Annotated in this window: 22 protein-coding genes; 7 read left to right on the top strand and 15 right to left on the bottom strand. The window is 61.4% G+C overall.

Features of this window, described 5'->3' with window-relative positions; genetic code table 11:
* The first annotated feature begins 94 nt into the window (after positions 1-94).
* The 3 genes from RXV86_RS16870 (at position 95) to RXV86_RS16860 (ending at position 2,078) form a co-directional block, all read left to right on the top strand.
* Positions 95-466: a thioredoxin family protein gene (locus RXV86_RS16870; protein WP_316301426.1), complete on the top strand. Its 372-nt coding sequence runs from the start codon at positions 95-97 to the stop codon at positions 464-466.
* 129 nt (positions 467-595) lie between these two features.
* A complete protein-coding gene (locus RXV86_RS16865; protein ID WP_316301587.1) occupies positions 596-937 on the top strand; it encodes a metalloregulator ArsR/SmtB family transcription factor in 342 nt (113 codons plus the stop codon).
* 82 nt (positions 938-1,019) lie between these two features.
* Complete coding sequence (locus RXV86_RS16860) at positions 1,020-2,078, top strand: YeeE/YedE family protein (RefSeq protein WP_316301425.1); 1,059 nt, start codon at positions 1,020-1,022, stop codon at positions 2,076-2,078.
* 275 nt (positions 2,079-2,353) lie between these two features.
* On the opposite strand, the gene RXV86_RS16855 is transcribed toward RXV86_RS16860, so the two are convergent.
* On the bottom strand, positions 2,354-3,478 hold the full coding sequence (locus tag RXV86_RS16855) for a hypothetical protein (protein ID WP_316301424.1): 1,125 nt from the start codon (positions 3,476-3,478) through the stop codon (positions 2,354-2,356).
* A gap of 11 nt (positions 3,479-3,489) precedes the next feature.
* Positions 3,490-4,269, bottom strand: coding sequence for an SDR family oxidoreductase (locus RXV86_RS16850; RefSeq protein WP_316301423.1), 780 nt, complete (start codon positions 4,267-4,269; stop codon positions 3,490-3,492).
* Positions 4,270-4,462: 193 nt separating this feature from the next.
* On the opposite strand from RXV86_RS16850, the gene RXV86_RS16845 reads away from it, so the two are divergent.
* A complete protein-coding gene (locus RXV86_RS16845) occupies positions 4,463-5,476 on the top strand; it encodes a Hint domain-containing protein (RefSeq protein ID WP_316301422.1) in 1,014 nt (337 codons plus the stop codon).
* Between the two features lie 43 nt (positions 5,477-5,519).
* On the opposite strand, the gene RXV86_RS16840 is transcribed toward RXV86_RS16845, so the two are convergent.
* A complete protein-coding gene (locus RXV86_RS16840) occupies positions 5,520-6,338 on the bottom strand; it encodes a DUF2189 domain-containing protein (protein ID WP_316301421.1) in 819 nt (272 codons plus the stop codon).
* Positions 6,339-6,477: 139 nt separating this feature from the next.
* Entirely contained in the window at positions 6,478-6,837 is a 360-nt protein-coding gene (locus RXV86_RS16835) for a BrnA antitoxin family protein (RefSeq protein ID WP_316301420.1), read from the bottom strand.
* A gap of 159 nt (positions 6,838-6,996) precedes the next feature.
* Between RXV86_RS16835 and RXV86_RS16830 the strand changes: the two genes are divergently transcribed.
* The 3 genes from RXV86_RS16830 (at position 6,997) to RXV86_RS16820 (ending at position 11,228) form a co-directional block, all read left to right on the top strand.
* Entirely contained in the window at positions 6,997-8,604 is a 1,608-nt protein-coding gene (locus RXV86_RS16830) for a peptide chain release factor 3 (protein WP_316301419.1), read from the top strand.
* A gap of 39 nt (positions 8,605-8,643) precedes the next feature.
* Complete coding sequence (locus RXV86_RS16825; RefSeq protein WP_316301418.1) at positions 8,644-9,606, top strand: glycosyltransferase family 2 protein; 963 nt, start codon at positions 8,644-8,646, stop codon at positions 9,604-9,606.
* 182 nt (positions 9,607-9,788) lie between these two features.
* Complete coding sequence (locus tag RXV86_RS16820) at positions 9,789-11,228, top strand: DEAD/DEAH box helicase (protein ID WP_316301417.1); 1,440 nt, start codon at positions 9,789-9,791, stop codon at positions 11,226-11,228.
* A 66-nt stretch (positions 11,229-11,294) separates the two neighbouring features.
* On the opposite strand, the gene RXV86_RS16815 is transcribed toward RXV86_RS16820, so the two are convergent.
* The 11 genes from RXV86_RS16815 to nuoI all read right to left on the bottom strand — a co-directional run bounded on the left by RXV86_RS16815 (position 11,295) and on the right by nuoI (position 22,038).
* Positions 11,295-12,965 carry a ribonuclease J gene (locus RXV86_RS16815; protein WP_316301416.1) on the bottom strand — a complete coding sequence of 557 codons (1,671 nt, stop codon included), beginning with the start codon at positions 12,963-12,965 and terminating at the stop codon, positions 11,295-11,297.
* Positions 12,962-13,741 carry a type III pantothenate kinase gene (locus tag RXV86_RS16810; RefSeq protein ID WP_316301415.1) on the bottom strand — a complete coding sequence of 260 codons (780 nt, stop codon included), beginning with the start codon at positions 13,739-13,741 and terminating at the stop codon, positions 12,962-12,964. Before RXV86_RS16810 ends, RXV86_RS16815 begins: the two co-directional genes overlap by 4 nt.
* An 11-nt stretch (positions 13,742-13,752) precedes the next feature.
* Positions 13,753-14,496 (bottom strand): biotin--[acetyl-CoA-carboxylase] ligase, encoded by a 744-nt coding sequence (locus RXV86_RS16805; protein WP_316301414.1) that lies wholly within the window; start codon positions 14,494-14,496, stop codon positions 13,753-13,755.
* Positions 14,497-14,602: 106 nt separating this feature from the next.
* On the bottom strand, positions 14,603-16,051 hold the full coding sequence (gene nuoN / locus RXV86_RS16800; RefSeq protein WP_316301413.1) for an NADH-quinone oxidoreductase subunit NuoN: 1,449 nt from the start codon (positions 16,049-16,051) through the stop codon (positions 14,603-14,605).
* Positions 16,052-16,063: 12 nt separating this feature from the next.
* Complete coding sequence (locus RXV86_RS16795) at positions 16,064-17,608, bottom strand: NADH-quinone oxidoreductase subunit M (protein ID WP_316301412.1); 1,545 nt, start codon at positions 17,606-17,608, stop codon at positions 16,064-16,066.
* Positions 17,608-19,752 carry an NADH-quinone oxidoreductase subunit L gene (gene nuoL / locus RXV86_RS16790; RefSeq protein WP_316301411.1) on the bottom strand — a complete coding sequence of 715 codons (2,145 nt, stop codon included), beginning with the start codon at positions 19,750-19,752 and terminating at the stop codon, positions 17,608-17,610. Before nuoL ends, RXV86_RS16795 begins: the two co-directional genes overlap by 1 nt.
* 7 nt (positions 19,753-19,759) lie before the next feature.
* Positions 19,760-20,065, bottom strand: coding sequence for an NADH-quinone oxidoreductase subunit NuoK (nuoK, locus tag RXV86_RS16785; RefSeq protein WP_316301410.1), 306 nt, complete (start codon positions 20,063-20,065; stop codon positions 19,760-19,762).
* On the bottom strand, positions 20,062-20,538 hold the full coding sequence (locus RXV86_RS16780) for a hypothetical protein (protein ID WP_316301409.1): 477 nt from the start codon (positions 20,536-20,538) through the stop codon (positions 20,062-20,064). The genes nuoK and RXV86_RS16780 overlap by 4 nt, the downstream gene beginning before the upstream one ends.
* Positions 20,535-21,143: an NADH-quinone oxidoreductase subunit J gene (locus tag RXV86_RS16775; RefSeq protein ID WP_316301408.1), complete on the bottom strand. Its 609-nt coding sequence runs from the start codon at positions 21,141-21,143 to the stop codon at positions 20,535-20,537. The genes RXV86_RS16780 and RXV86_RS16775 overlap by 4 nt, the downstream gene beginning before the upstream one ends.
* The gene (locus RXV86_RS16770) at positions 21,140-21,547 is read right to left on the bottom strand and encodes a carboxymuconolactone decarboxylase family protein (protein ID WP_316301407.1); all 408 of its coding nucleotides are present in this window, start codon (positions 21,545-21,547) and stop codon (positions 21,140-21,142) included. Before RXV86_RS16770 ends, RXV86_RS16775 begins: the two co-directional genes overlap by 4 nt.
* Positions 21,544-22,038: an NADH-quinone oxidoreductase subunit NuoI gene (gene nuoI, locus RXV86_RS16765; RefSeq protein WP_316301406.1), complete on the bottom strand. Its 495-nt coding sequence runs from the start codon at positions 22,036-22,038 to the stop codon at positions 21,544-21,546. Before nuoI ends, RXV86_RS16770 begins: the two co-directional genes overlap by 4 nt.
* Between the last annotated feature and the right edge of the window lie 2 nt (positions 22,039-22,040).

Below are 22,040 nucleotides of genomic sequence, written 5' to 3'. Positions count from 1 at the left end.
CTCTCCTCCCCAGAAGAACATCTTGAAAAATTCACATATTCAGATTAGGCTAGGCATCAAAATTGTCAATCAGCTCCTCAGCAGGCTCTTCAGCATGTTCTATCGCGCCATACTCGCCCTTACGTTGCTCATGTCTCTGGCGGTGACCCGCCCGGCACAAGCCACCGAGCTGGTCATGGTCGAAGAACAGGGCTGTTACTACTGCATCACCTGGAAAAACGTGGTCGGCCCGATCTACCCCAAGACGCCGGAAGGCGTCTTTGCGCCGCTGCGCATGATCGACATCGACGATGGCGTGCCCACGGACCTGACTTTCGCCCGCAAGGTGGTCTACACCCCCACATTCATCCTGATCGACCAGGGGCGGGAAGTCGGCCGGATCGAGGGCTACCCGGGCGAAGATTTCTTCTGGGGCCTGCTCGAGATGATGCTCGAAGCGAAAACCGATTACCAAGGCACGGGTTGACGACGGATTTCCATTGACCCGCGCCCAATAATAGCGATAAGCGCCCGGCAAGGCGTAACACCAGTGACATAAGGCCGAAACAGCGGACGGGAGTGGTTCGTGGCCGACATAACCGAGGGGTATGAAAGTATGGGTTTGCCCGTGTTCGATACCGATCTGACCGAAGAAGAGCTCGACGCGTTCGTTGCCAATGCGACCACCGCTTCGAACTTTCTCAAAACCGTCAGCCACGAGGGACGGCTGATGATCCTGTGCCACCTGGTCTCTGGCGAAAAATCCGTGACCGAGTTGGAAGAACTGCTCTCGGCCCGCCAGGCCGCGGTGTCGCAACAGCTTTCGCGGCTGCGGCTCGAAGGGCTGGTCGTGCCACGCCGTGAGGGCAAGGCGATCTATTACCGCTTGGCCGACAACCGTCCGAAACGTATACTGGAACTCGTCTACGAGCTCTTCTGCGAAGACGGCTGCGACTGACCCCTCTCAAGGCTGGACCGCCTTGTCTTCTTGGGGCCCGCATCCTAACGCTGATCGGGCCCAGGGAAGGTACACGACCAACATGCTCGAATTCTTCGGCGAAAACATCCTGGTGGCCCTGATCGGGTTATTTGGCGGGATGCTTTTGGGCCTGGCCGCGCGGCTGGGCCGTTTTTGTACCATGGGCGCCGTCGAGGACCTGCTCTATGGCGGCTCGCAGATCCGGATGCGGATGTGGGTGCTGGCCATCGGTGTGGCAGTGACCGGCACTTCGCTCCTGACCGCCTCGGGCTGGCTGATTCCGACCGACAGTATCTATCTTTCGATTCGCTGGATGCCGCTGGCCTCGATCCTGGGCGGGCTGATGTTCGGCTATGGCATGGCCCTGGCGGGGAATTGTGGCTACGGCTGCATCGCCCGGCTTGGTGGCGGTGACCTGCGCGCCTTCGTCATCGTGCTGGTGATGGGGGTTTCGGCGTATTTCGTGCTCTCGGGGCCATTGGCCGGGCTGCGGACGATGCTGTTCGAACAGCAGGATGTGACGTCCGACCTGCCGCCGGGCATCGCCCACGCACTCTCTGGTGTCACCGGGCTTGGGATCGGAACCATTGGCCTGCTGATCGGTCTCCTGATCGTGCTGGGGGCGTTGGCCTCGCGCGATTTCCTGTCCAAGCCGAAATCCATCTTCTGGGCAGTGGTCGTCGGTATTGCCGTGGTGTCGGGCTGGGCCGGCACCGCCTGGGTTGCCACCGAAGGCTTTGCCGCGGTGCCGGTGGTGTCGCATTCCTTTGCCGCACCGGTGGGCGAAACCCTGCTCTATTCGATGACCGCCTCGGTGCGCGCGCCCTCCTTTGCCGTGGGCTCGATCCTCGGCGTCGGCCTCGGCGCCTTTGCCGGTTCGCTGATCAAGGGCCATTTCCGCTGGGAGGCCTGCGAAGACCCGCGCGAACTCAGACGCCAGATTATGGGCGCTGTGCTGATGGGCACAGGTGCGGTCATCGCCATGGGCTGCACCGTCGGCCAGGCGATCTCGGCTTTTTCTGTGCTCAGTTTCTCGGCCCCGGTCACCTTCCTGGCCATCGTCGCCGGCGCCGCCCTGGGTCTGCGCCAGCTGATTGAAGGCTTCCTGCCTGCCGAATAAGAGGGGCTGCGCCGCCTGACGGCGTCGTCCGGCTCGGGTTGCGCCGCCTGACGGCGTCGCCGGGGGTATCTGGTGGCGCCGCGCGCACGCGCGGCGGGGCTCGACGCAATGGCGGCGATAGACCTGCGGTGGTCTCCTGCACCGCGCAGCCGGAATGAGTATTTTAGCAAAGAAAGAGACCCAGAAGAAGGATGCCCCTCACCAGGCGGCCCTTTCCCGGACCGAATGCTCGAATCCGACAGCGGTCCCAGCCATGCGGCCAGTAGGTGACTCACCTAATCCAGCACGTCGAAATCTGCACCACCCAGCACCCGACCATTGACCTGGATCTCAATCCGGTGTGGCCCCGGCAGAACCTTGACGGTGCTCGCTCCCCGGGGCATGCGGTAGTGTTTTTCCAGCCGCAAGGGCCGGTCCAAACGCACCACCGCCTGGCCCAGTTTCATCACCTTGCGGCGCGGTGGCCCGTCGTCGCCACGATGGAAGTACAGCACGTAATCCACCAGAACGGGGCTTTCTTCGTCCGCCTCCAGCGTCACGGCGAACCGCATCTGGTCGCCCATTGCCACCGGCACCCCCGTCAGGCTCAGATCCGTCAGGCGCACGGGCGCGTCCGCAAGGTAGCCCAGCATTGCCAGCGCCTTCGGCTCACCCTGTTTCACCAGCGTGCGCAGCGCATGCTTGCGCATCCAACCGAGCTCATCCACCGCCTGTCGCCCGGCCTGGTCCCAACAGGCCAGCCGCTGCATCACGGTCCCCGGCATCAGTTTGCTGAGATCGTTTAGGTGGTTGGCGACCGAGCGGGTGACAAAGCGCGTATCGTCGTCATACAACCGGTCGAGCAAAGGCAGCGCCCGGTCCGGATCCATCGCAATGGCAATCCCCCAGGGCAGGCGCGGCCGTGTGCCTTCGCTGACCAGCCGCCGCACATGGTAATGCTCGTGATCGCACCACTTTCCCAACCGATCCAGCACAAGATCCTCATGGGCATTCAGGAACGGCCGGATCGCGTATTCCATCGAGAAGCGCTGTGTCACCTCTTCCAACACGTCCAGGGCGCGATCAGGGGTTTCCATGCCGCGACGCACCACCAGCTCGCCCAGAGGGGCAAAGATGAAATCACCGAAATCGTCGTCCCTGAGCGCCGGATCGCAGGGCGCGGGCAGCGCGGCGGCGATCACTGCCGCCAGCGCATCAAACGGCCCCGGCAGCGCCAGATCCAGGCATTCGGCAATCCAGTTGATCCGCGCCTTCAGCTCGAGATCATGCAGCCGCGCCATCACGTCGCGACTGAAGCCGGGCGCGTCAAACCCGGGCGCAGCCTCTGACACAAGCTCGCCCAGATAAGCAACTTTTTCGGCGTTAAACAGCTGATCTGCCAGCGAATACCCTTTGGCCATGGCTCCGCTGCCTACATCGTCGAATTCACCCCGCCGCCATCCAGCAGGACATTCTGCCCGACGATGAAGCCCGCATGTTGCGAACACAGGAACGCACAGGTCGCACCGAACTCTTCCGGCGTGCCGTAACGCCCGGCCGGTATGGTCTGACAGCGGTTGGCCTTGGCCTCGTCCATGCTGATCCCCTGCTCGCGCGCCACGCCGCCATCGAGCGCGATCGCCCGGTCGGTGGCGTGAATCCCCGGCAGCAGGTTGTTGATCGTTACCCCAGACCCGGCCACCTGGCGCGACGTGCCCGCCACGTAACCGGTCAACCCGGCACGTGCCGAATTGGAAAGCCCCAGAACCGCGATCGGCGCCTTGACGCTCTGCGAGGTGATGTTGACCACCCGGCCCCAACTCCGGCTCATCATCCCCGGCAGGCAGGCCTTCATCATCGCGATCGGCGCCAGCATGTTGGCATCCAGCGCCTTGATGAAATCCTCACGCTCCCAATCATACCACATGCCCGGCGGCGGACCGCCGGCATTATTGACCAGGATATCGACCTCGCCGGCCGCCTCAAGAACGGCACCGCGGCCGTCTTCAGTGGTGATATCGGCCGCCACTGGCACCACCTCGACGCCGTGGGCCTTGGCCAGTTCACCGGCTGCCGCCTTCAATGTTTCTTCGGTCCGCCCGTTGATGACAAGGTTCACCCCCGCCGCCGCCAGCGCCTCGGCACAGCCCCGGCCCAACCCCTTGGACGAGGCACAGACAATCGCCTTCTTGCCGGAAATTCCCAGATCCATAACCGCACTCCCTTCGCGTGTTGCTATCCTGTTGCCTGCGATAAAACCCCATGCCGCGCCACAAGACCAGAGCATGCATGACGAAACCCGCACCTGCGGGGCGGAAAATCGTCGAACCCTCGGCCCGGTCTGGCCACAGTCCTGCGCTACCCGCCAGTGTGACGTGTCGACGATTGAAAGCGGCCCCCGTCAGATGAGCCTCGCAACAGCAACGCCCAGTCATTCAGTCCCGGTCTATGGCGCGGACATGTTCCCGGTGGTCAGCGGCGCAAATCTCGGCGACGGTCTCAGCTTTGCCGAGGAATTGCAGCTCGAAGACACCTATGCGCTCGGCCAAGATGCCGCTCCGATGCGCCTGTCGATCTGCTCGGGTGACGGCAATCACTTCACCATTGCCGGGAATACCGCCACCGGCCAGCCCGGCGCGACGGTGGTGCTCGACAGCTGCCTGACGCTGATGACCCGCGCCTCCGAGGTGGTCGAAATGCTGGTCCTGATCGAAGTCGACAAAGACGGCGCAGTTGCCGAGGTTTATAGCCTGCCGCTGGCGCCGCTCGACCCCAGGGCCGGTTACCTGCTGGTGGGCATTGGCCGCGATGCGGCGCAGGCCTGCCTGGCCCAACTGGCCTGCGTTTCCTTTACCCGCGGCACCCATATCACACTGGCCACCGGCGAACAGCGCCCGATCGAGGACCTGCAGGTCGGCGACAAGGTCCTGACCCGTGATGACGGCCCGCAGGAAATCCGCTGGATCGGCCAGAACACCGCCCGCGCCGTGGGCGAGTTCGCACCGATCGTGATCACCGCAGGCGCCCTGTACAACACGGGCGACCTCGTAGTGTCACCCGACAACCGGCTGGTCATCTACCAGCGCAGCGACGAACTGAACGCCGGACGTTCCGAGCTGCTGGTCAAGGCCCGGCACCTGGCCAATGGCAACACAATCTATGCCCGGCAAGGCGGCTTTGTCGATTTCTTCCAGCTGCTGTTCGACCGGCACCAGATCATCTTTGCCGAGGGCATCGCCGCCGAAACCCTGCTGGCGGACCAGCGCACCCATGCCGCCCTGCCGCGCGAGTTGGTTCAGAGCCTGCGGATTGACGATCGGAATCATAGCGACCTGTCCCATCTCGAGTTCGATGTCAGCAGTCAGTTGCCAGATCGGCCGGATGCAGCAGAATTGCTGCGCCGGGCGTCAACACGGTAAGGCATACGCCCAGGATCAACGAGTTACGCCGTGACGGGACAAGTCATCCCTCCAGCGAAACCACAGCTCGCCGATAGAGATGCCACGTGGTGTGGCCAAGGATCGGCAGGGTAAAGATCAGGCCGAGAAACGCCGGAACCAGCGACAACAGCATGGTGACCGAGATGATCGCCGCCCAGCTCAGCATGACCACAGGGTTTTCCGTGACGACGCGAATGGATGTCAGCATGGCGGTCACGAAATCGATCTCCCGGTCCAGCAGCAAAGGCATGGCGACCACGGTAAGCGAGAAGAGAACGGCCGAAAAAATGGCGCCCGCGCAGGTGCCAACGGCAAGAAAGGTCCAGCCTTCGGGTGTGAAGAATACGGTGTTCAAGAACCCGCCGAAGTCCGAAAAAGAAGCATCCTGAAGAATGATCGCCAGCCAAAGCCGGATCTGATACATCCACACCCAGAAAACGAACAGGGTGACAAAGGCCATCCAGCCCATTTCGCGCCTGCTTTGACGGGCCATGACGGTCAGGATATCGGACCAGCCGAAACGCTCGCCTGTCTTCAACCGGCGCGACATTTCATAAAGCCCGGCAGCCGCGAACGGCGCGACCAGCGGAAAGCCGACCATAGCGGGAATGATCATCCATATCTTGCCCAGCCAGACCAGGCACCATACGAACAGAATTCCGAAAACCGCATAGAACAAGCCGAAAAATCCGCTCATGAGAGGGCGCGCCAGAAAGTCGGAAAACCCTGCCTTCAGCGACGCGGTAATATCCTCCGCCGTCAACGTGTTGACCTCGGGACTGCCCTGTTGCTCAGGCGTCTGATCATCGGGTGGTGTGGGATCTTCGGTCTTGGATGGCATGGAACATTCCTCCCAAAGCGTGGCAACGCGCCGGTCCGCTTGCCAGCGCAACCAGCAATGAAACACCGCTCCGTCCTCCGCTTGCAAGTCTGCATCTGCTCGGGCTTCAGGGCAAGGGCGGAGTATGGCCGGCTGACGCCTAACGGTTTTCGCCCTGCTTTTTCGCCATCCGCTCGATCATCTCGAGGAACCCGACCGAGACATCCTTCTCGTCCCAATGCGACTTGATCCGCCCCGCGATCAGCGCCTCCCAGTAGATCCGCAAGACCGCGTTGATCCGCCGATTGTATCCCGGCCCCAGCTTGCGGAACCAGCGCAGCATGTCCGCATCCAGCCGCAGGGTGACCTTCTCCTTTTTCGGCACCACAGGTTCACGCAGCGCAACCCCGTTCCACCCCTCGGGCAGAGACCGGTCAATCCAGGCATCCTTCAACTCGCCCTGCAACAGCTTCAACTCTTCCGCCAACCGCAGGTCGGCCTGTCGCGCCGTCTCGCTCATCATCTGTCCTTTCGCGTTAACTCACCGGCAAGACATAGCCGCCAAAGGTTAACCGCAAACCGCCCCACCGTTCGCGGGACAGAAACCCGACAGATAGCCGACCGATACCAGTCCCCTCTTTTCTTGCTATCCCGGCAATCGTTAAATATACGCGCGCTCATGTTGGACATCGCCTCAAACCGCCCCGAATTGCCGCCCGAGATTGCGCGTCGCCGCACCTTCGCGATCATCTCGCACCCGGACGCCGGCAAGACCACGCTGACGGAAAAGTTCCTGCTCTACGGCGGGGCGATCCAGATGGCTGGCCAGGTCCGCGCCAAAGGCGAGGCCCGGCGCACCCGCTCGGACTTCATGCAGATGGAAAAGGACCGGGGCATTTCAGTCTCCGCCTCTGCAATGTCGTTTGATTTTAAAGAGTTCCGCTACAATCTTGTGGACACACCCGGCCACTCGGACTTTTCGGAAGACACCTATCGCACCCTCACGGCGGTGGACGCTGCCGTCATGGTGATCGACGGCGCCAAGGGCGTGGAATCCCAGACCCAGAAGCTGTTCGAAGTCTGCCGGTTGCGCGACCTGCCGATCCTGACCTTCTGTAACAAGATGGACCGCGAAAGCCGCGAGACATTTGATATCATTGACGAAATCCAGGAAAACCTTGCCATCGACGTAACCCCGGCCTCTTGGCCGATCGGTGTCGGGCGCAATTTTCTCGGCTGCTATGACATGCTCAACGACCGGCTCGAACTGATGGATCGCGCCGACCGCAACAAGATCGCCGAAACCATTGAAATCAACGGGTTGGATGACCCTCTTCTTGCGGAACACGTGCCGGCGGAATTGCTGGAACAGTTGGTGGAAGAGGTCGAAATGGCGCGCGAACTGCTGCCGACGCTCGACCCGCAATCGGTACTCGAAGGCCACATGACCCCGATCTGGTTCGGCTCGGCGATCAACTCGTTCGGCGTCAAGGAACTGATGGACGGCATCGCCGCCTACGGCCCCGAGCCACAGCCGCAATCGGCCCAATCGCGGCAGATTATGCCAGAAGAATCAAAGGTTTCCGGCTTTGTCTTCAAGGTTCAGGCCAACATGGACCCGAAACACCGTGACCGCGTTGCCTTTGTCCGTCTCGCCTCGGGGCATTTCAAACGCGGGATGAAACTGACCCATGTGCGCTCGAAAAAACCGATGGCAATCTCCAACCCGGTGCTGTTCCTCGCCTCTGATCGCGAGCTCGCCGAAGAGGCTTGGGCCGGTGACATCATCGGCATTCCCAACCATGGGCAGCTCAGGATTGGCGATACGTTAACCGAAGGGGAAGATTTGCGTGTTACCAACATCCCCTCCTTCGCCCCGGAACTGCTGCAAGGTGTCCGCGCCACCGACCCGATGAAGGCCAAGCACCTGGAAAAAGCGCTGATGCAGTTTGCCGAAGAAGGTGCCGCCAAGGTGTTCAAACCCTCGATCGGGTCCGGCTTCATCGTCGGCGTGGTCGGTCAGCTTCAGTTCGAAGTTCTGGCCTCGCGGATTGAACTGGAATATGGCATCCCCGTCCGGTTCGAACAATCGCAGTTCACCTCCGCCCGCTGGGCCAGCGGCGACGCGCAAGCCATTGATAAGTTTGTAAATGCCAACAAACAGCACATCGCCCATGACCATGACGGCGACATCGTCTACCTGACCCGCCTGCAATGGGACATCGACCGGATCGAGCGTGACTATCCGGACGTCACCCTGTCGGCGACCAAGGAAATGATGGTGTGACCCCTTGCGCGGGCACACCCGCCCGCGCATCCTCGCCCTATGAGCCGTCCACCGAAATGGGGTATCGTTTCGACGATCAAGGCCCCCTTGCGCGAAATCGCGATCTTCGCCGCCCATCACCTAGAGCTGGGTGCGCATCGGCTCATTATCTACTTGGATGACGCCAACCAAGTGGCCTTTGACCGTCTGTCGCAACACCCGGAAATCTGCATCATACAAGCCGACGAGACCAACTGGCGCCGCGCCCGCCGCCCGGTCAAACACCAAGTCCGCCAGGCCCGCAACGCCCGCCACGCCTATCACCGCATGGCACAGGGCCTCGATTGGCTCGCCCATATCGACGTGGACGAATTTCTCCGGCCGCTCAACCCCTTGTCCGAGCAACTTCAAGCCCTTCCGGATGATAGCGCTTGTGCCCGCACCCGCCCGATAGAGGCGCTTTCCGGTGAGGGGATCTCTGATATCCCGCCAGCTCAGACTTGTTTCAAAGCCGCCGCCCACGACCGCGCCACGCGTGACCTCCAGACCGGCGCGATCTACCCAACCTATGGCGCGCAACTCAATGGCGGCTTCCTCTCCCACGTCGCCGGAAAACTCTTTGCCCGCACCGGGCTCGAACTGACCGCGTTCAAGATCCACAACATCTTCATTGGCGACGAACAAAACCCCGGCCAGCAGGAGCTGCCGCAGACCGAGCTTTGCCACATGCACGCCCCGCGGCTCGACGACTGGCTCGCCAGCTTCCGCTACCGGCTTGAAAAAGGCGCCTACCGTCCGGAGCTTGGTGCCACCCGACCGCGCGTGGCCGGGGGATTAACCATGCATGAGTTCTTTTCCTACATCCTGGCCGAAGAAGGTGAACAGGGCCTGCGTGATTTCTTCGACGAAGTCTGCCGCGCCACGCCCGATCTGCGCGCCCGGCTCAAGGCCCGCGGGCTGCTGCGTTGTTACGAGATGGATCTGGAAGCGAAACTGGAGAAACATTTCCCAGATCTTGCCTAGAATTGCTTCCAAACTGGCAACAATACGCGGCCAATCCGCACGCCGGCCCAGCCTGCATTGACCGCAAGCCCAATTTTCCCTATGGAGGGCGCACGGGTTGCATTGCGGACAACCGCGGGTCAACCGGACCCAACCCGAACAGACGCTACGGGCGCGAAAATGTCCGTAAACCACGGATACACATGACAAAATTTTCCGACCTGAAGTTGCACGCGAAGGTTCTCAAAGCCGTCGACGAAGCCGGCTATGAATCACCCACCCCCATCCAGGCAGGCGCCATCCCTCCAGCCCTTGAAGGCCGTGACGTCCTTGGCATCGCCCAAACCGGCACCGGCAAGACCGCAGGGTTCGTCCTGCCGATGATCTCGATGCTGGCCCGTGGCCGGGCACGTGCGCGCATGCCGCGCTCCCTCGTTCTCTGCCCCACCCGCGAACTCGCCGCCCAGGTGGCCGAAAACTTCGACACCTATGCCAAGCATGTCAAACTCTCCAAGGCGCTGCTCATTGGCGGCGTTTCGTTCAAGGAACAGGACACCCTGATCGATAAGGGGGTTGACGTTCTGATCGCCACGCCGGGCCGCCTGCTCGACCATTTCGAGCGCGGCAAGCTGATCCTCAGCGACGTCAAGGTGATGGTCGTGGACGAAGCCGACCGGATGCTCGACATGGGCTTCATCCCCGATATCGAACGCATCTTCGGCCTGACGCCGTTCACCCGCCAAACGCTGTTCTTCAGCGCCACGATGGCGCCCGAGATCGAGCGGATCACCAACACCTTCCTGCACACGCCTGAACGCATCGAAGTGGCCCGCCAGGCCACCGCCTCCGAGACCATCGAACAGGGCGTGGTAATGTTCAGGGGCTCGCGCCGCGACCGCGCCGACAGCGAGAAACGCAAGCTCTTACGGCTTCTGATCGATGCCGAGGGCGACGCGCTGACCAACGCCATCGTCTTCTGCAACCGCAAGATGGACGTGGATATCGTCGCAAAATCTTTGAAGAAATACGGCTATGACGCGGCCCCGATCCATGGCGATCTGGACCAGTCGCAGCGCACACGCACGCTGGACGGCTTCCGCAACGGCGAATTGAAGCTTCTCATCGCGTCGGATGTGGCTGCACGCGGTCTTGACGTGCCTTCGGTCAGCCACGTGATCAATTTCGACGTGCCAGGCCACGCCGAGGATTACGTTCACCGCATCGGCCGCACCGGCCGCGCGGGGCGCGAAGGCAAGGCGATCACGCTGTGCAATCCGCGCGACGAAAAGAACCTCGAAGACGTGCAACGCCTGATCCAAAAGGAAATCCCGCGTCTCGACAGCCCGCTCAAAGGTGCCGCTGCGCCGGCCAAAACCGACAGGCCCGAAACCGCCGAGGAAGCCCCCAAGCCGGCCCGCCGCACGCGCCGCAAGCCCGAGGACAAACCCGCAGCCAAACCCGCCGAGGCCGCTCAAGAGGCCAAGCAACCCGAGAGCAAACCCGCCCCCGAAAACAAGCCCAGCCGTGGTGGCCGCGGCCGCGGTGGCAGGAAACAAGAGGGAGGCGGCAACAAGGTTGTCGGCATGGGCGATCACATGCCCGGCTTCATCGCGCTCAGCTTTGATGAGCGTCGCACCGACTGATTTCGACGTAAAAACAGACACATGACAAAGGCCAGCCCTGCGCTGGCCTTTGTTTTTGCTAACAGGTCACGCCAATCGCGAGGTAATGATCGTCACCTCGGGCTTCTTGCCGATCTCGTCCTGTGACACCTTGCGCACGATCCGCTTCAACTCCTGCTCGAGCTTGTCGTCATCCGCCAGCGTCTTCTCGCTGGCCCGCCCCAGGAACTGCCCCAGGTCGGCCTCGAGAATCTCGACCAATGACACACGCGAGCGCCCGACTTCGGCCAGCCCCATGCTTTCGCACCACGGCTCGCCCAACGGCTCATCGCGTTCATCCAGGATCAGCGTCACTGTCACATGTCCATTCAGTGCCATGCGAATCCGGTCGCGCACGATCCCATCGAGCGCCCCGATCTGGATCGAACCATCGAGATAGGTTCGCCCGGTCTCGATATACTCAGCCACCGTCGGTTCGTTGCCGGAAAGGTCGATCATCATGCCGTTGACGGCCACGATCCCCTTGCGCCGGCCTTCACCGGCCAGCTTCACATGCTCGCGCAGGTGCCGGTGTTCGCCATGCATCGGCACCACCATCTGCGGGTCGACCAAATCATGCATGGTCTTCAGATCAGGCCGGTTGGCATGGCCCGAGACATGGTAGAACCCGGCACTTTCATCCACCACATCGACGCCCATTTCCGAGAACTGGTTCATGATGCGAATGACGCCGCGCTCGTTGCCCGGAATCGTCTTCGACGAAAACAGGAACATATCGCCCTCTTTCATCGTGATCCCGTTGAACTTGCCCCGCGCCAGTTGGGCACTGGCGGCCCGGCGCTCGCCCTGTGACCCCGTGACCAGAAGCATCAGGTTCTCGCGTGGAACGCTCAACGCATCTTCGGGGCTGATCACCTTGGGAAAGCCGTGCAGCACGCCCGTCGCAACCGCCGCCTCGATCATCCGCCGCATCGCCCGGCCCAACAGGCAAATCGAGCGCCCGGCCCGGTCTGCCGCCTCGGCCAGTGTTTTCAGCCGCGCCACGTTCGAAGCAAAGGTCGTCGCCACCACCATGCCCTTGGCGTCAGAGAACAACGCCTCTATTTCCCCCGGCAATTCCGCCTCGGAGCGGCCTTCCTTGCGCGAGAACACGTTGGTCGAATCACACATCAGCGCCCTGACGCCGGGCTTGGCAATCTCGCGCCAGACCTCCTCGTCAAACGGCTCGCCCACCACGGGTGTGCGGTCGATCTTGAAGTCGCCCGAATGCACCACCCGGCCTTCCGGGCTGTCGATCACCATCCCGGCGCTTTCCGGAATCGAATGCGAAATCGGAACAAAGCCCACGGTAAACGGCCCCGCCGTCACCGTTTCCGGCCAGGCCGACACCGTCCTGACGATCTTCGGATCAAGCCCCGCCTCTTCCACCTTCAGCCGCGCCAGATGCGCCGTGAAGGCGCGGGCATAAACCGGCGTGTCCTCCAAAAGCTCGGGAAACCGCGCCACGGCCCCGATATGGTCCTCGTGGGCATGGGTGATAAAGATCGCGTCCAGCCGGTCGCGCCGCTCGATCAGCCAGCTCATATCCGGCAGGATCAAATCCACCCCCGGAGAGCCATCCATGTCCGGAAAGGTCACGCCAATATCCACCAGGATATAGCGTTCTTGATCCTGCGGCCCATAGCCATAGACATAGGCGTTCATGCCAATTTCCCCGGCGCCGCCGAGGGGAAGATAGATCAGCCGTGCACTGCTCATATGTTGCCGATTTCCTTGTTGTAATCGTGGATCACGGTCAGCCCGTGCATCGTCAGGTCTTCTTCAAACGCATCAAACAGCGCCTCGCTCTGCTGGAACAATGGCGCCAGCCCGCCGGTGGCAATCACCTGCATTTCGCGTTCGCGCTCGGCCTTGATCCGGGCGCAGATTTCCTTGACCAGCCCGACATACCCCCAGAACACGCCCGACTGGATACAAGCCACCGTGTTGGTGCCGATCACCGCCTGCGGCTTGGTGATATCCACATGCGGCAGGGCGGCGGCGGCCATGTGCAGCGCCTCCAGAGACAGGTTCACGCCCGGCGCGATCACCCCGCCGATATAGGCCCCGTCTTTGGCCACCACATCGAACGTGGTCGCCGTGCCGAAATCCACCACGATGATATCGCCGCCGTGGCGGTCAAAGGCCGACACCGCGTTGACCAACCGGTCCGGTCCCACGATGGTGCCCTCGTCCACCCTCGGGGGATGCGGCAGGGCGCACTCCGGCTTGCCCACCACCAGCGCGCGGGCATTGAAAAACCGGTCGGCAAAGACCCGCAGGTTCCACACCACGCGCGGCACCGTCGAAGAGATGATCACATCGGTGATATCGGTCTCGATCCCGTAGTGTTTGATCAGGGTAGAATACCAGGTGAAATAGGCATCCGCCGTGCGGGCATGGTGGGTCGATGTCCTGAGTGTGCACAGGAATTTCTCGCCGTCCCAGATCGAGAAAACCGTATTGGTATTGCCACAGTCGATGCACAGAAGCATGTGCGCCCCCTTCAGAAAAACACGTCCGCGGCGGCAATCACCACCCGGCCTTTGGCCGTGGATAGAACAAGATTGCCCGCCTCGTCCACCGTTTCAAACGTACCGGTGGTCTCGTCGCGGCTAGTACGTGCCGTCACCACCTCGCCCAGCCTTGCTGCGCGGGCGAGCCACGCTTCGCGGATCGGGGCAAAACCGTATGTGGTAAAGCTCTCTTCACGCTTGGCATACGCCGGGGCCAGCAGATCAAGAAAGCCCTCCGGATCAATCTCAACCCCGGTTTCCCCCATCAGCGATACCGGCGCCACCGCCCCGTCTTCCACCGTCTCCGGAACAGACCGCAGGTTCACCCCGACCCCGATTGCGAAGTGCGAAATCACCCCGCCCTGTCCGGCACTCTCCAGCAGGATCCCGGCCAATTTGCCGCCGTTCAGCAATACGTCATTCGGCCACTTCAAGGAAAACCCATCAGCCCGTCCGGTCGCCTGCACGCAAGCATCGTACAGCGCCAGCGCCGCCACGAACGACCGCAAGGCCACCTCCTCGGGTGGCTCACTGGGCCGCATGACCAGCGTCGCGGCAAAGTTCCCTTCCGGATCGCGCCAGGCCCGCCCGCGCCGGCCGCGCCCCTTGGTCTGACGCAGCCCCAATATCCATGTCGGTCCCGCCAGCCCTGGTCCCACGCGCGCCGCCTCGGCCATGGTGCTGTCCACTTCCGCCAAAATCCGTCGCCCATATCCGCTCGGCCAGCCGCTCATGCCCCGACCTGCCACTCTTTCTTTGCAAAAATACTCATTTCCCAGCCCTCAAAACGTGAAAACGCCCGCAACTCCTGCGGGCGCTTTCCAATCTCTCCAATCGGGATCAGTTGACCAGCGCAGCAGCCGCCGCCTGTGCCATGCCCTCGATCCCCAACAGGTTCAGTCCCGGGAACCAGGCCACGCCGATCACCACCGCGCTGGCCATCAGGAACACGGCCGGCACCGGTGAACGGCCCTTGTCCAGCCCTTCGCCCTCTTCGCCGAAATACATGAAGTAGACGATGCGCAGGTAATAGAAGGCACCGATGACCGAGGCCACCACACCGGCAATCGCCAGCCAGGCCAGCCCGGATTCATAGGCTGCGCGCAGCACATAGAACTTGCCGAAGAAGCCCACCAGCGGTGGTACACCGGCCAGCGAAAACAGCAGCACCAGCATCGCCAGCGCCTTGCCCGGCGCCGCCTTGGCATATTGGTTCAGCGAGGCAATATCCGTCACCGGCTGCCCGTCGCGTTCCATGCTCAGGATGAAGGCGAAGGTGCCGACATTCATGGTCACGTAGATCGCCATGTAGATCAGCATCGCCTGCACGCCAAAGGCGGTCCCGGCGGCCAGCCCCATCAGGGCAAAGCCCATATGGGCAATCGACGAAAACGCCATCAGACGTTTGATATTTGTCTGGCCAATCGCTGCGACGGCCCCCAGGAACATCGACAGCAAGCTGAGCAGCGCCAACACTTGCGTCCAGTCGCCAGTGACCCCGCCAAAGGCATCATGCAGCACTCGCGCCAGCAGCGCCATCGCCGCCATTTTCGGCGCGGTGGCAAAGAAGGCCGTTACCGGCGTCGGCGCACCTTCGTAAACGTCCGGTGTCCACATGTGGAACGGCACCGCGCTGACCTTGAAGGCCAGGCCCGCCATCACGAAGATCAGGCCCAGAAGCAGCCCGATCGGCGCTTGGCCTTCGCCTGCCGCGTCGATGATGCCCGAAAACAGCGTCGTGCCGGCATAGCCGTAAACCATCGACGCGCCGTATAGCAGCAGCCCCGAGGAAAGCGCCCCCAGCACAAAGTATTTCAGACCCGCTTCGGTCGAACGCACGCTATCACGACGCATCGCGGCGACCACGTAGAGCGACAGCGATTGCAGCTCCAACCCCATATAAAGCGCCATCAAATCGCCTGCCGAAACCATCATCATCATCCCCACGGCCGACAGGGCCACCAGGATGGGATACTCGAACTTGAGCATGTTGCGGCGCGACATGAACTCCTGCCCCATGACCAGCACGGAACCGGCGGCCAGCAGGATGGTGATCTTGGCAAAGCGGGCAAAGCCATCGTCGATGAACATGCCACCGAACGCTTCCTTGGTGCCGTTGCCGGTAATCCCGATCCACGCGGCCAGCACCGCCATCAGACCGGCGGTCAGCCAGATCAGCGGCACCGCCAGCTTGTCCTTGCTCGTGTAGACCGCGAAAATCAGGGCCGCCATCGCAAACAGCGAGAGAACCAGTTCGGGCAGGATAATATTGAGATCAGCCTGGATCATCATTTCTCTCCGTCAGTGCGAGGCCGCAACCATGGTGGATGCACCCGCATCCGCCAGGGCGGTCTCGTAATTGCCAATCAGCGCCTCAACCGAGGGACCGATGATATCCAAAACAAGCGCCGGATAGACGCCCAGCAGAAGGGTCATTGCCACCAGCGGCGCAAAGATCGCCTTTTCTCGACCTGTCATGTCCTGGATGGTCTTCAGGCTTTCCTTGATCAGGTCGCCAAACACCACCCGGCGATAGAGCCAGAGCGCGTAAGCCGCCGAGAAGATCACGCCCGAGGTCGCAAACAGCGCCACCCAGGTGTTGACCTGGAAAATGCCCATCAGGGTCAGGAATTCACCGATGAACCCGGAGGTGCCCGGCAGGCCGACATTGGCCATGGTGAAGAACATGAAAATCAGCGCATAGGCCGGCATCCGGTTCACCAGACCGCCATAAGCGTCAATCTCACGGGTATGCATCCGGTCATAGATCACGCCAACGCAAAGGAAGAGCGCCCCCGAGATAAAGCCGTGGCTGATCATCTGGAAGATGGCGCCATCGATGCCCTGCTGGTTGGCGGCAAAGATGCCCATGGTCACATAACCCATGTGCGCGACCGAGGAATACGCAATCAGCTTCTTCATGTCCTCCTGCACCATCGCCACAAGCGAGGTGTAAACAATCGCAATGGCGCTCATCCAGAAGATCAGTGGCGCAAGAATGTCAGAGGCCACCGGGAACATCGGCAGGCTGAAACGCAGGAAGCCATAGCCACCCATCTTCAACAGGATCGCCGCCAGCACGACCGAACCAGCGGTCGGCGCCTGCACGTGTGCATCCGGCAGCCAGGTATGCACCGGCCACATCGGCATCTTCACCGCGAAGCTGGCAAAGAAGGCCAGCCAAAGGATGGTCTGCATCCCACCCACGATCTGGAAGCCCATAAGCGAGAAGGTCTCGGAGCCAAACTGGTGTGTCAGAAGCTGTTCAATGTCTGTGGTGCCCGCATCGGCAAACATCCCCACCATCGCCACCAGCATCAGGACCGAGCCAAGGAAGGTATAGAGGAAGAATTTGAAGCTGGCATAAATCCGGTCCTTGCCGCCCCAGATGCCGATGATCAGGAACATCGGGATCAGACCGGCCTCGAAGAAAAGATAGAACAGCACCAGGTCCAGCGCCATGAACACGCCCAGCATCAGCGTTTCCAGCATCAGGAAGGCGATCATGTATTCCTTGACCCGGCTTTCCACGCCCCAGCTGGCATAGATCGTCAGCGGCATCATGAAGGTGGTCAGCATCACGAAGAGAACGCTGATCCCGTCAACGCCCATCTTATATTGCAGCCCCATCAGCCAGGTCCGCTCTTCCACCATCTGGAAGCCGGTGTCATTGGGGTCGAATTGCGCCAGGATGAACAGCGAAACCAGGAAGGTCAGGCTGGTCGCCAGCAATGCCACCCACTTGGCATTGCGATTGGCGGCCTCGTCATCGCCACGCAGGAACACCATCAGGATAAGTGCGGCCAGCGCCGGGATAAAAGTAACAATGGAAAGAAGGTTATCCATCAGTGGGCTCCCCCGGAGATGACCATCCACGTGATCAGGACAACGATCCCGATCACCATGGCGAAGGCGTAAGTGAAGATGTAGCCGGATTGCGCACGACCAGCGAGCCGGGTGAACCAGGGCACGATACCCATGGCCACACCGTTGAGCGCGCCGTCAATCGTATCGCCATCGCCGCGCTTCCAGAAGAAGCGGCCAAGGGCCATGGCGGGACGCACGATGATCGCGTCATAGATCTCGTCGAAATACCACTTGTTCAACAGGAACAGGTAGAGCGGACGCTGGTTTTCGGCCAGTTTCTTGGGCATGGCCGGATTGACGATGTAGAACCAGAAGGCAAAGAGGAAGCCCGTGATCATCGCGACAAACGGGCTGACCTTGACCCAGTTCGGGACATAGTGCGCATCGTGCAGCACGTGGTTGTCCGCGCCCATATAGATCGCACCCTTGGGCGCGGTCCCGTCATGGGCCGGGACGGCGTGGCCGTCATCGGACGTGTCGTCGCTCGCGGCAGCGCCGGCCACCAGGATCACCTGCCCCTCGGTTTCGGCCGAAGCCAGAACCAGCGGCTGATCCAGCGAGGCATGATCGTCCGCCTTCTCGGCGCTCGCATGCGCATCGATCCCGAAGAACTCGTTGACCTTGGCTTCCTTGCCGAAGAACGAGCCGTACCACAGCATGCCTGAGAAGATCGCGCCAAGCGCCAGAACCCCCAGCGGCACCAGCATCACAGCCGGGCTTTCATGGGCGTGCTCGTGGGTGTGCTTGTCGCCGCGCGGCTTGCCATAGAAGGTCATGAACATCAGCCGCCAGCTATAGAAGCTGGTGAAGAGAGCTGCGATCACCAGCGCCCAGAAGGCAAAGCCCCCTTGCGTGCCGGCATAGGCGCTCTCGATAATCGCGTCTTTCGACAGGAACCCGGCAAAGCCATAGGCCGTCAGCGGAATGCCGACACCGGTGATGGCCAGCGTACCGATCATCATCGCCCAGAAGGTATAGGGGATCTTCTTGCGCAGACCGCCATAGTTGCGCATGTCCTGCTCGTGATGCATCGCGTGGATCACCGACCCTGCCCCAAGGAACAGCATCGCCTTGAAGAACGCGTGGGTAAACAGGTGGAACATCGCCACCGAATAGACACCGACACCGGCCGCCACGAACATGTAACCCAGCTGCGACATGGTCGAATAGGCGATCACGCGCTTGATGTCGTTCTGCACCAGACCAATCGTGGCCGCGACAAAGGCGGTCATCGCCCCGATATAGACGATGAAGGTCTTGGCTTCGGGCGCGAATTCATAAAGCGGCGACATGCGGCTCACCAGGAACACCCCGGCAGTAACCATGGTCGCGGCGTGGATCAGCGCCGACACAGGCGTCGGGCCTTCCATCGCGTCCGGCAACCATGTGTGCAGGAAGAGCTGCGCCGATTTACCCATCGCGCCGATGAACAGCAGGAACGCCAGCAGGTTCGCCGCGTTCCACTCGGTCCACAGGAAATGCAACTGCGTCTCGGCCAGCGCGGGCGCGGCGGCGAAAACGTCATCCAGCTTGATGCTGTCGGTCAGGTAAAAGAGGCCAAAGATGCCCAGCGCAAAGCCGAAATCGCCCACCCTGTTGACCACAAAGGCCTTGATCGCGGCGGCGTTTGCAGACGGTTTCTTGTAGTAGAACCCGATCAGCAGATACGAGGCCACGCCCACGCCTTCCCAGCCAAAGAACATCTGGACCAGGTTGTCCGAAGTCACCAGCGCCAGCATGGCAAAGGTAAAGAACGACAGGTAGGCAAAGAAGCGCGCCTTGTAGTTCTCGCCTTCTTTCCAGTTCTCGTCATGGGCCATGTAACCAATCGAGTAGAGATGCACGACCGCCGACACGGTGGTCACCACGATCAGCATGATCGCGGTCAGCCGGTCCATCCGGATACCCCAGGAGGTGTCGAGCGTGCCCGACTGGATGAAGCGGAAGATCTCGACATGGCTCGTGGTGCCGTCATGGCCCAGGAACACGATCCAGCTCAGAACGCAGATCAGGAACAGAACCCCGGTGGTCAGCCATTGCGCGGCGGTCTCGCCGATCAGCCGCCAGCCGAACCCCGCGATGATCGAGGCAAATAGCGGGGCCAGAAGAATGATACTTTCCATTGTACCCTTACCCTTTCATCACGTTGATGTCTTCGACATCAATGGTGCCGCGGTTACGGAAGAAGACGACGAGGATCGCCAACCCGATGGCGGCCTCGGCGGCGGCCACGGTCAGCACGAACAGGGTAAAGACCTGCCCGACCAGGTCGCCGGCATAGCTCGAAAACGCCACGAGGTTGATATTCACAGCCAGCAGCATCAATTCGATGCTCATCAGCAGGATGATCACGTTCTTGCGGTTCAGGAATAGCCCGAAGATACCGATGACGAACAAGGTCGCCGCCACGGTCAGGTAATGTTCAAGTCCTATCATCCGTTTGTCCCTCGGAATGGTGTTTTGTCGCCGCGCAACTCGGGAAAGTATTCCCGGCAGCTGCAGCTTTCTTCATTGTCGGAATAGCGCGACACGATAGCGCCGGCGCGGGTCATCTTGCGGCGGAACTGCGCCAGCGTCATTTTCTCGGCCTCGGCCAGTTGATCGACGATCCGGGCGTGTTGTTCCGGCAGGTTATAGCGGTCCTTCTGCCAGTCAGGACGTGACAGCAGAATGAAATCGCCGCTCTTGCAGTCGATCAACCTGACCACAGCCGTCTCTTTCCACGGCTCGTCCGCCGGGCCTTCGCCCCGCCAGTAATACGAGGCCAGAACCAGCCCGTTGTCCCAATCGGCATACTCGGCCGAGGACATGCCATAAGCATCCTCGTCGCACGGCGGCAACGGGGTCAGCGCCATGGCGGGCACTGCCAGAGCGGCAAGCACTGACGTTATGATGGCCTTTGCGATCACAAACCCTGCCCCGGTTTCACGTCTTTCAGTTCCATTGCCTTGGCCGGGTCACGCCACATCTGTTGCAGGATGTCCTGACGCTTGATGTCCGGGCGATGACGGATGGTCAGCAGGATGGCGCCAATCATCGCCACCAGCAGGATCAGACCGGCCAGCTGGAACAGCAGGAAATACTGATCATAAAGCAGCATGCCCAGGGCGGCGGTGTTCTGCACGTTGTCGGGCGTCACCGCGGCGCGCGCGGCCTCGGCCCCCTCGGCCACATGCCAGTCACCAAAGGCCAGACCCAGCTGCATCAGCAGGACAACACCGATCGCCAAGGCAATCGGCAGGTATTGCGCCATCCCGGCCTTCAGCTCGGCAAAATCCACATCGAGCATCATCACGACGAAGAGGAACAGAACCATGACCGCGCCGACATAGACGATGATCAAGAGCATCGCCACGAACTCGGCCCCCAGAAGGACGAACAGCCCCGCAGCGCTGAGGAAGGTCAGGATCAGCCAGAGCACCGAGTGCACCGGGTTGCGGCTGATCACCGTGAACAGCCCGCCGATGATGGCGCTGATTGCGAAGAGGTAGAATGCCAGTGCTGCTACGCTCATGTGTCTTTTTCCTCATCTTCGGCCATCACATCCCGGGCCAGTTCCATGGCCCGCGTCATGGCGGGAATACCGGCGAACATCGACATCTGTGCGATGGTCTCGGCAATCTCTTCATCTGTGGCCCCGGCCTCGCGCGCGTGGCGCACGGTCATCCGGAACGGTGTGTCGGCCTGCGCCCCTTGCATGGTCATGCCTGCAAGGTTCAGCAGAAGCCGGGTTTTTGCGTCCAGCCCGTCCTTGGACAAGCCCTTGCCAAAGAAGGTTTCCATCATCTCCTTGGGCATGGTCGGCCAAAGCTTCTCGAACCCCTTGGGCGAGAACGACTCGAGCGCAGGATTGAAGGCCTTGGCCATCTCCTGAGCCTGGGCCATCATCATTTCAAAGGGGGTCTTGGCGTCGCTCATCGGTAGGGTGCATCCAGTTCAAGGTTGCGGGCAATCTCGGCTTCCCAGCGTTCGCCGTTCGCCAAGAGCTTGTCCTTGTTGTAGAACAGCTCCTCGCGGGTCTCGGTGGCGAACTCGAAATTCGGTCCCTCGACGATCGCATCCACCGGGCAGGCCTCCTGGCAGAAACCGCAATAGATGCATTTCGTCATGTCGATGTCATAGCGCGTGGTGCGGCGGCTGCCATCGTCGCGCGGTTCGGCGTCAATGGTGATCGCCTGCGCCGGGCAGATCGCCTCGCAAAGCTTACAGGCGATGCAACGCTCTTCCCCGTTGGGATAGCGGCGCAGCGCGTGTTCACCGCGGAAACGCGGGCTCAAGGGCCCCTTCTCGTGGGGATAGTTCAGCGTCGCCTTGGGGCGGAAGAAATACTTCATCCCCAGTTTGAAGGCTTTCAGGTAATCGGTCAGCAGGAAGTATCCGACCGCGCGTTTATAGTCGACATTAGCCATCA

It is taken from the genome of Aliisedimentitalea sp. MJ-SS2, assembly GCF_032586155.1.
Taxonomy (GTDB): domain Bacteria; phylum Pseudomonadota; class Alphaproteobacteria; order Rhodobacterales; family Rhodobacteraceae; genus JAWHTC01.
The sequence above is the reverse complement of the archived record's forward strand: the minus strand, read 5'-3'. Positions and strand labels throughout refer to the sequence as shown.

What these genes read in the sequence shown, in the direction of transcription:
- RXV86_RS16805 (WP_316301414.1), bottom strand. Translation starts at nt 14,496, where the DNA reads ATGAGCGGCTGGCCGAGCGGATATGGGCGACGGATTTTGGCGGAAGTG.
- RXV86_RS16840 (WP_316301421.1), bottom strand. Translation starts at nt 6,338, where the DNA reads ATGCCATCCAAGACCGAAGATCCCACACCACCCGATGATCAGACGCCT.
- nuoL (WP_316301411.1), bottom strand. Translation starts at nt 19,752, where the DNA reads ATGGAAAGTATCATTCTTCTGGCCCCGCTATTTGCCTCGATCATCGCG.
- RXV86_RS16770 (WP_316301407.1), bottom strand. Translation starts at nt 21,547, where the DNA reads ATGAGCGACGCCAAGACCCCCTTTGAAATGATGATGGCCCAGGCTCAG.
- RXV86_RS16775 (WP_316301408.1), bottom strand. Translation starts at nt 21,143, where the DNA reads ATGAGCGTAGCAGCACTGGCATTCTACCTCTTCGCAATCAGCGCCATC.
- RXV86_RS16855 (WP_316301424.1), bottom strand. Translation starts at nt 3,478, where the DNA reads ATGGCCAAAGGGTATTCGCTGGCAGATCAGCTGTTTAACGCCGAAAAA.
- RXV86_RS16795 (WP_316301412.1), bottom strand. Translation starts at nt 17,608, where the DNA reads ATGGATAACCTTCTTTCCATTGTTACTTTTATCCCGGCGCTGGCCGCA.
- RXV86_RS16810 (WP_316301415.1), bottom strand. Translation starts at nt 13,741, where the DNA reads ATGCTTCTGTGCATCGACTGTGGCAATACCAATACGGTTTTCTCGATC.
- nuoN (WP_316301413.1), bottom strand. Translation starts at nt 16,051, where the DNA reads ATGATCCAGGCTGATCTCAATATTATCCTGCCCGAACTGGTTCTCTCG.
- RXV86_RS16860 (WP_316301425.1), top strand. Translation starts at nt 1,020, where the DNA reads ATGCTCGAATTCTTCGGCGAAAACATCCTGGTGGCCCTGATCGGGTTA.
- RXV86_RS16865 (WP_316301587.1), top strand. Translation starts at nt 596, where the DNA reads ATGGGTTTGCCCGTGTTCGATACCGATCTGACCGAAGAAGAGCTCGAC.
- RXV86_RS16870 (WP_316301426.1), top strand. Translation starts at nt 95, where the DNA reads ATGTTCTATCGCGCCATACTCGCCCTTACGTTGCTCATGTCTCTGGCG.
- RXV86_RS16850 (WP_316301423.1), bottom strand. Translation starts at nt 4,269, where the DNA reads ATGGATCTGGGAATTTCCGGCAAGAAGGCGATTGTCTGTGCCTCGTCC.
- nuoK (WP_316301410.1), bottom strand. Translation starts at nt 20,065, where the DNA reads ATGATAGGACTTGAACATTACCTGACCGTGGCGGCGACCTTGTTCGTC.
- RXV86_RS16820 (WP_316301417.1), top strand. Translation starts at nt 9,789, where the DNA reads ATGACAAAATTTTCCGACCTGAAGTTGCACGCGAAGGTTCTCAAAGCC.
- RXV86_RS16825 (WP_316301418.1), top strand. Translation starts at nt 8,644, where the DNA reads ATGAGCCGTCCACCGAAATGGGGTATCGTTTCGACGATCAAGGCCCCC.
- RXV86_RS16845 (WP_316301422.1), top strand. Translation starts at nt 4,463, where the DNA reads ATGAGCCTCGCAACAGCAACGCCCAGTCATTCAGTCCCGGTCTATGGC.
- RXV86_RS16830 (WP_316301419.1), top strand. Translation starts at nt 6,997, where the DNA reads ATGTTGGACATCGCCTCAAACCGCCCCGAATTGCCGCCCGAGATTGCG.
- nuoI (WP_316301406.1), bottom strand. Translation starts at nt 22,038, where the DNA reads ATGGCTAATGTCGACTATAAACGCGCGGTCGGATACTTCCTGCTGACC.
- RXV86_RS16835 (WP_316301420.1), bottom strand. Translation starts at nt 6,837, where the DNA reads ATGAGCGAGACGGCGCGACAGGCCGACCTGCGGTTGGCGGAAGAGTTG.
- RXV86_RS16815 (WP_316301416.1), bottom strand. Translation starts at nt 12,965, where the DNA reads ATGAGCAGTGCACGGCTGATCTATCTTCCCCTCGGCGGCGCCGGGGAA.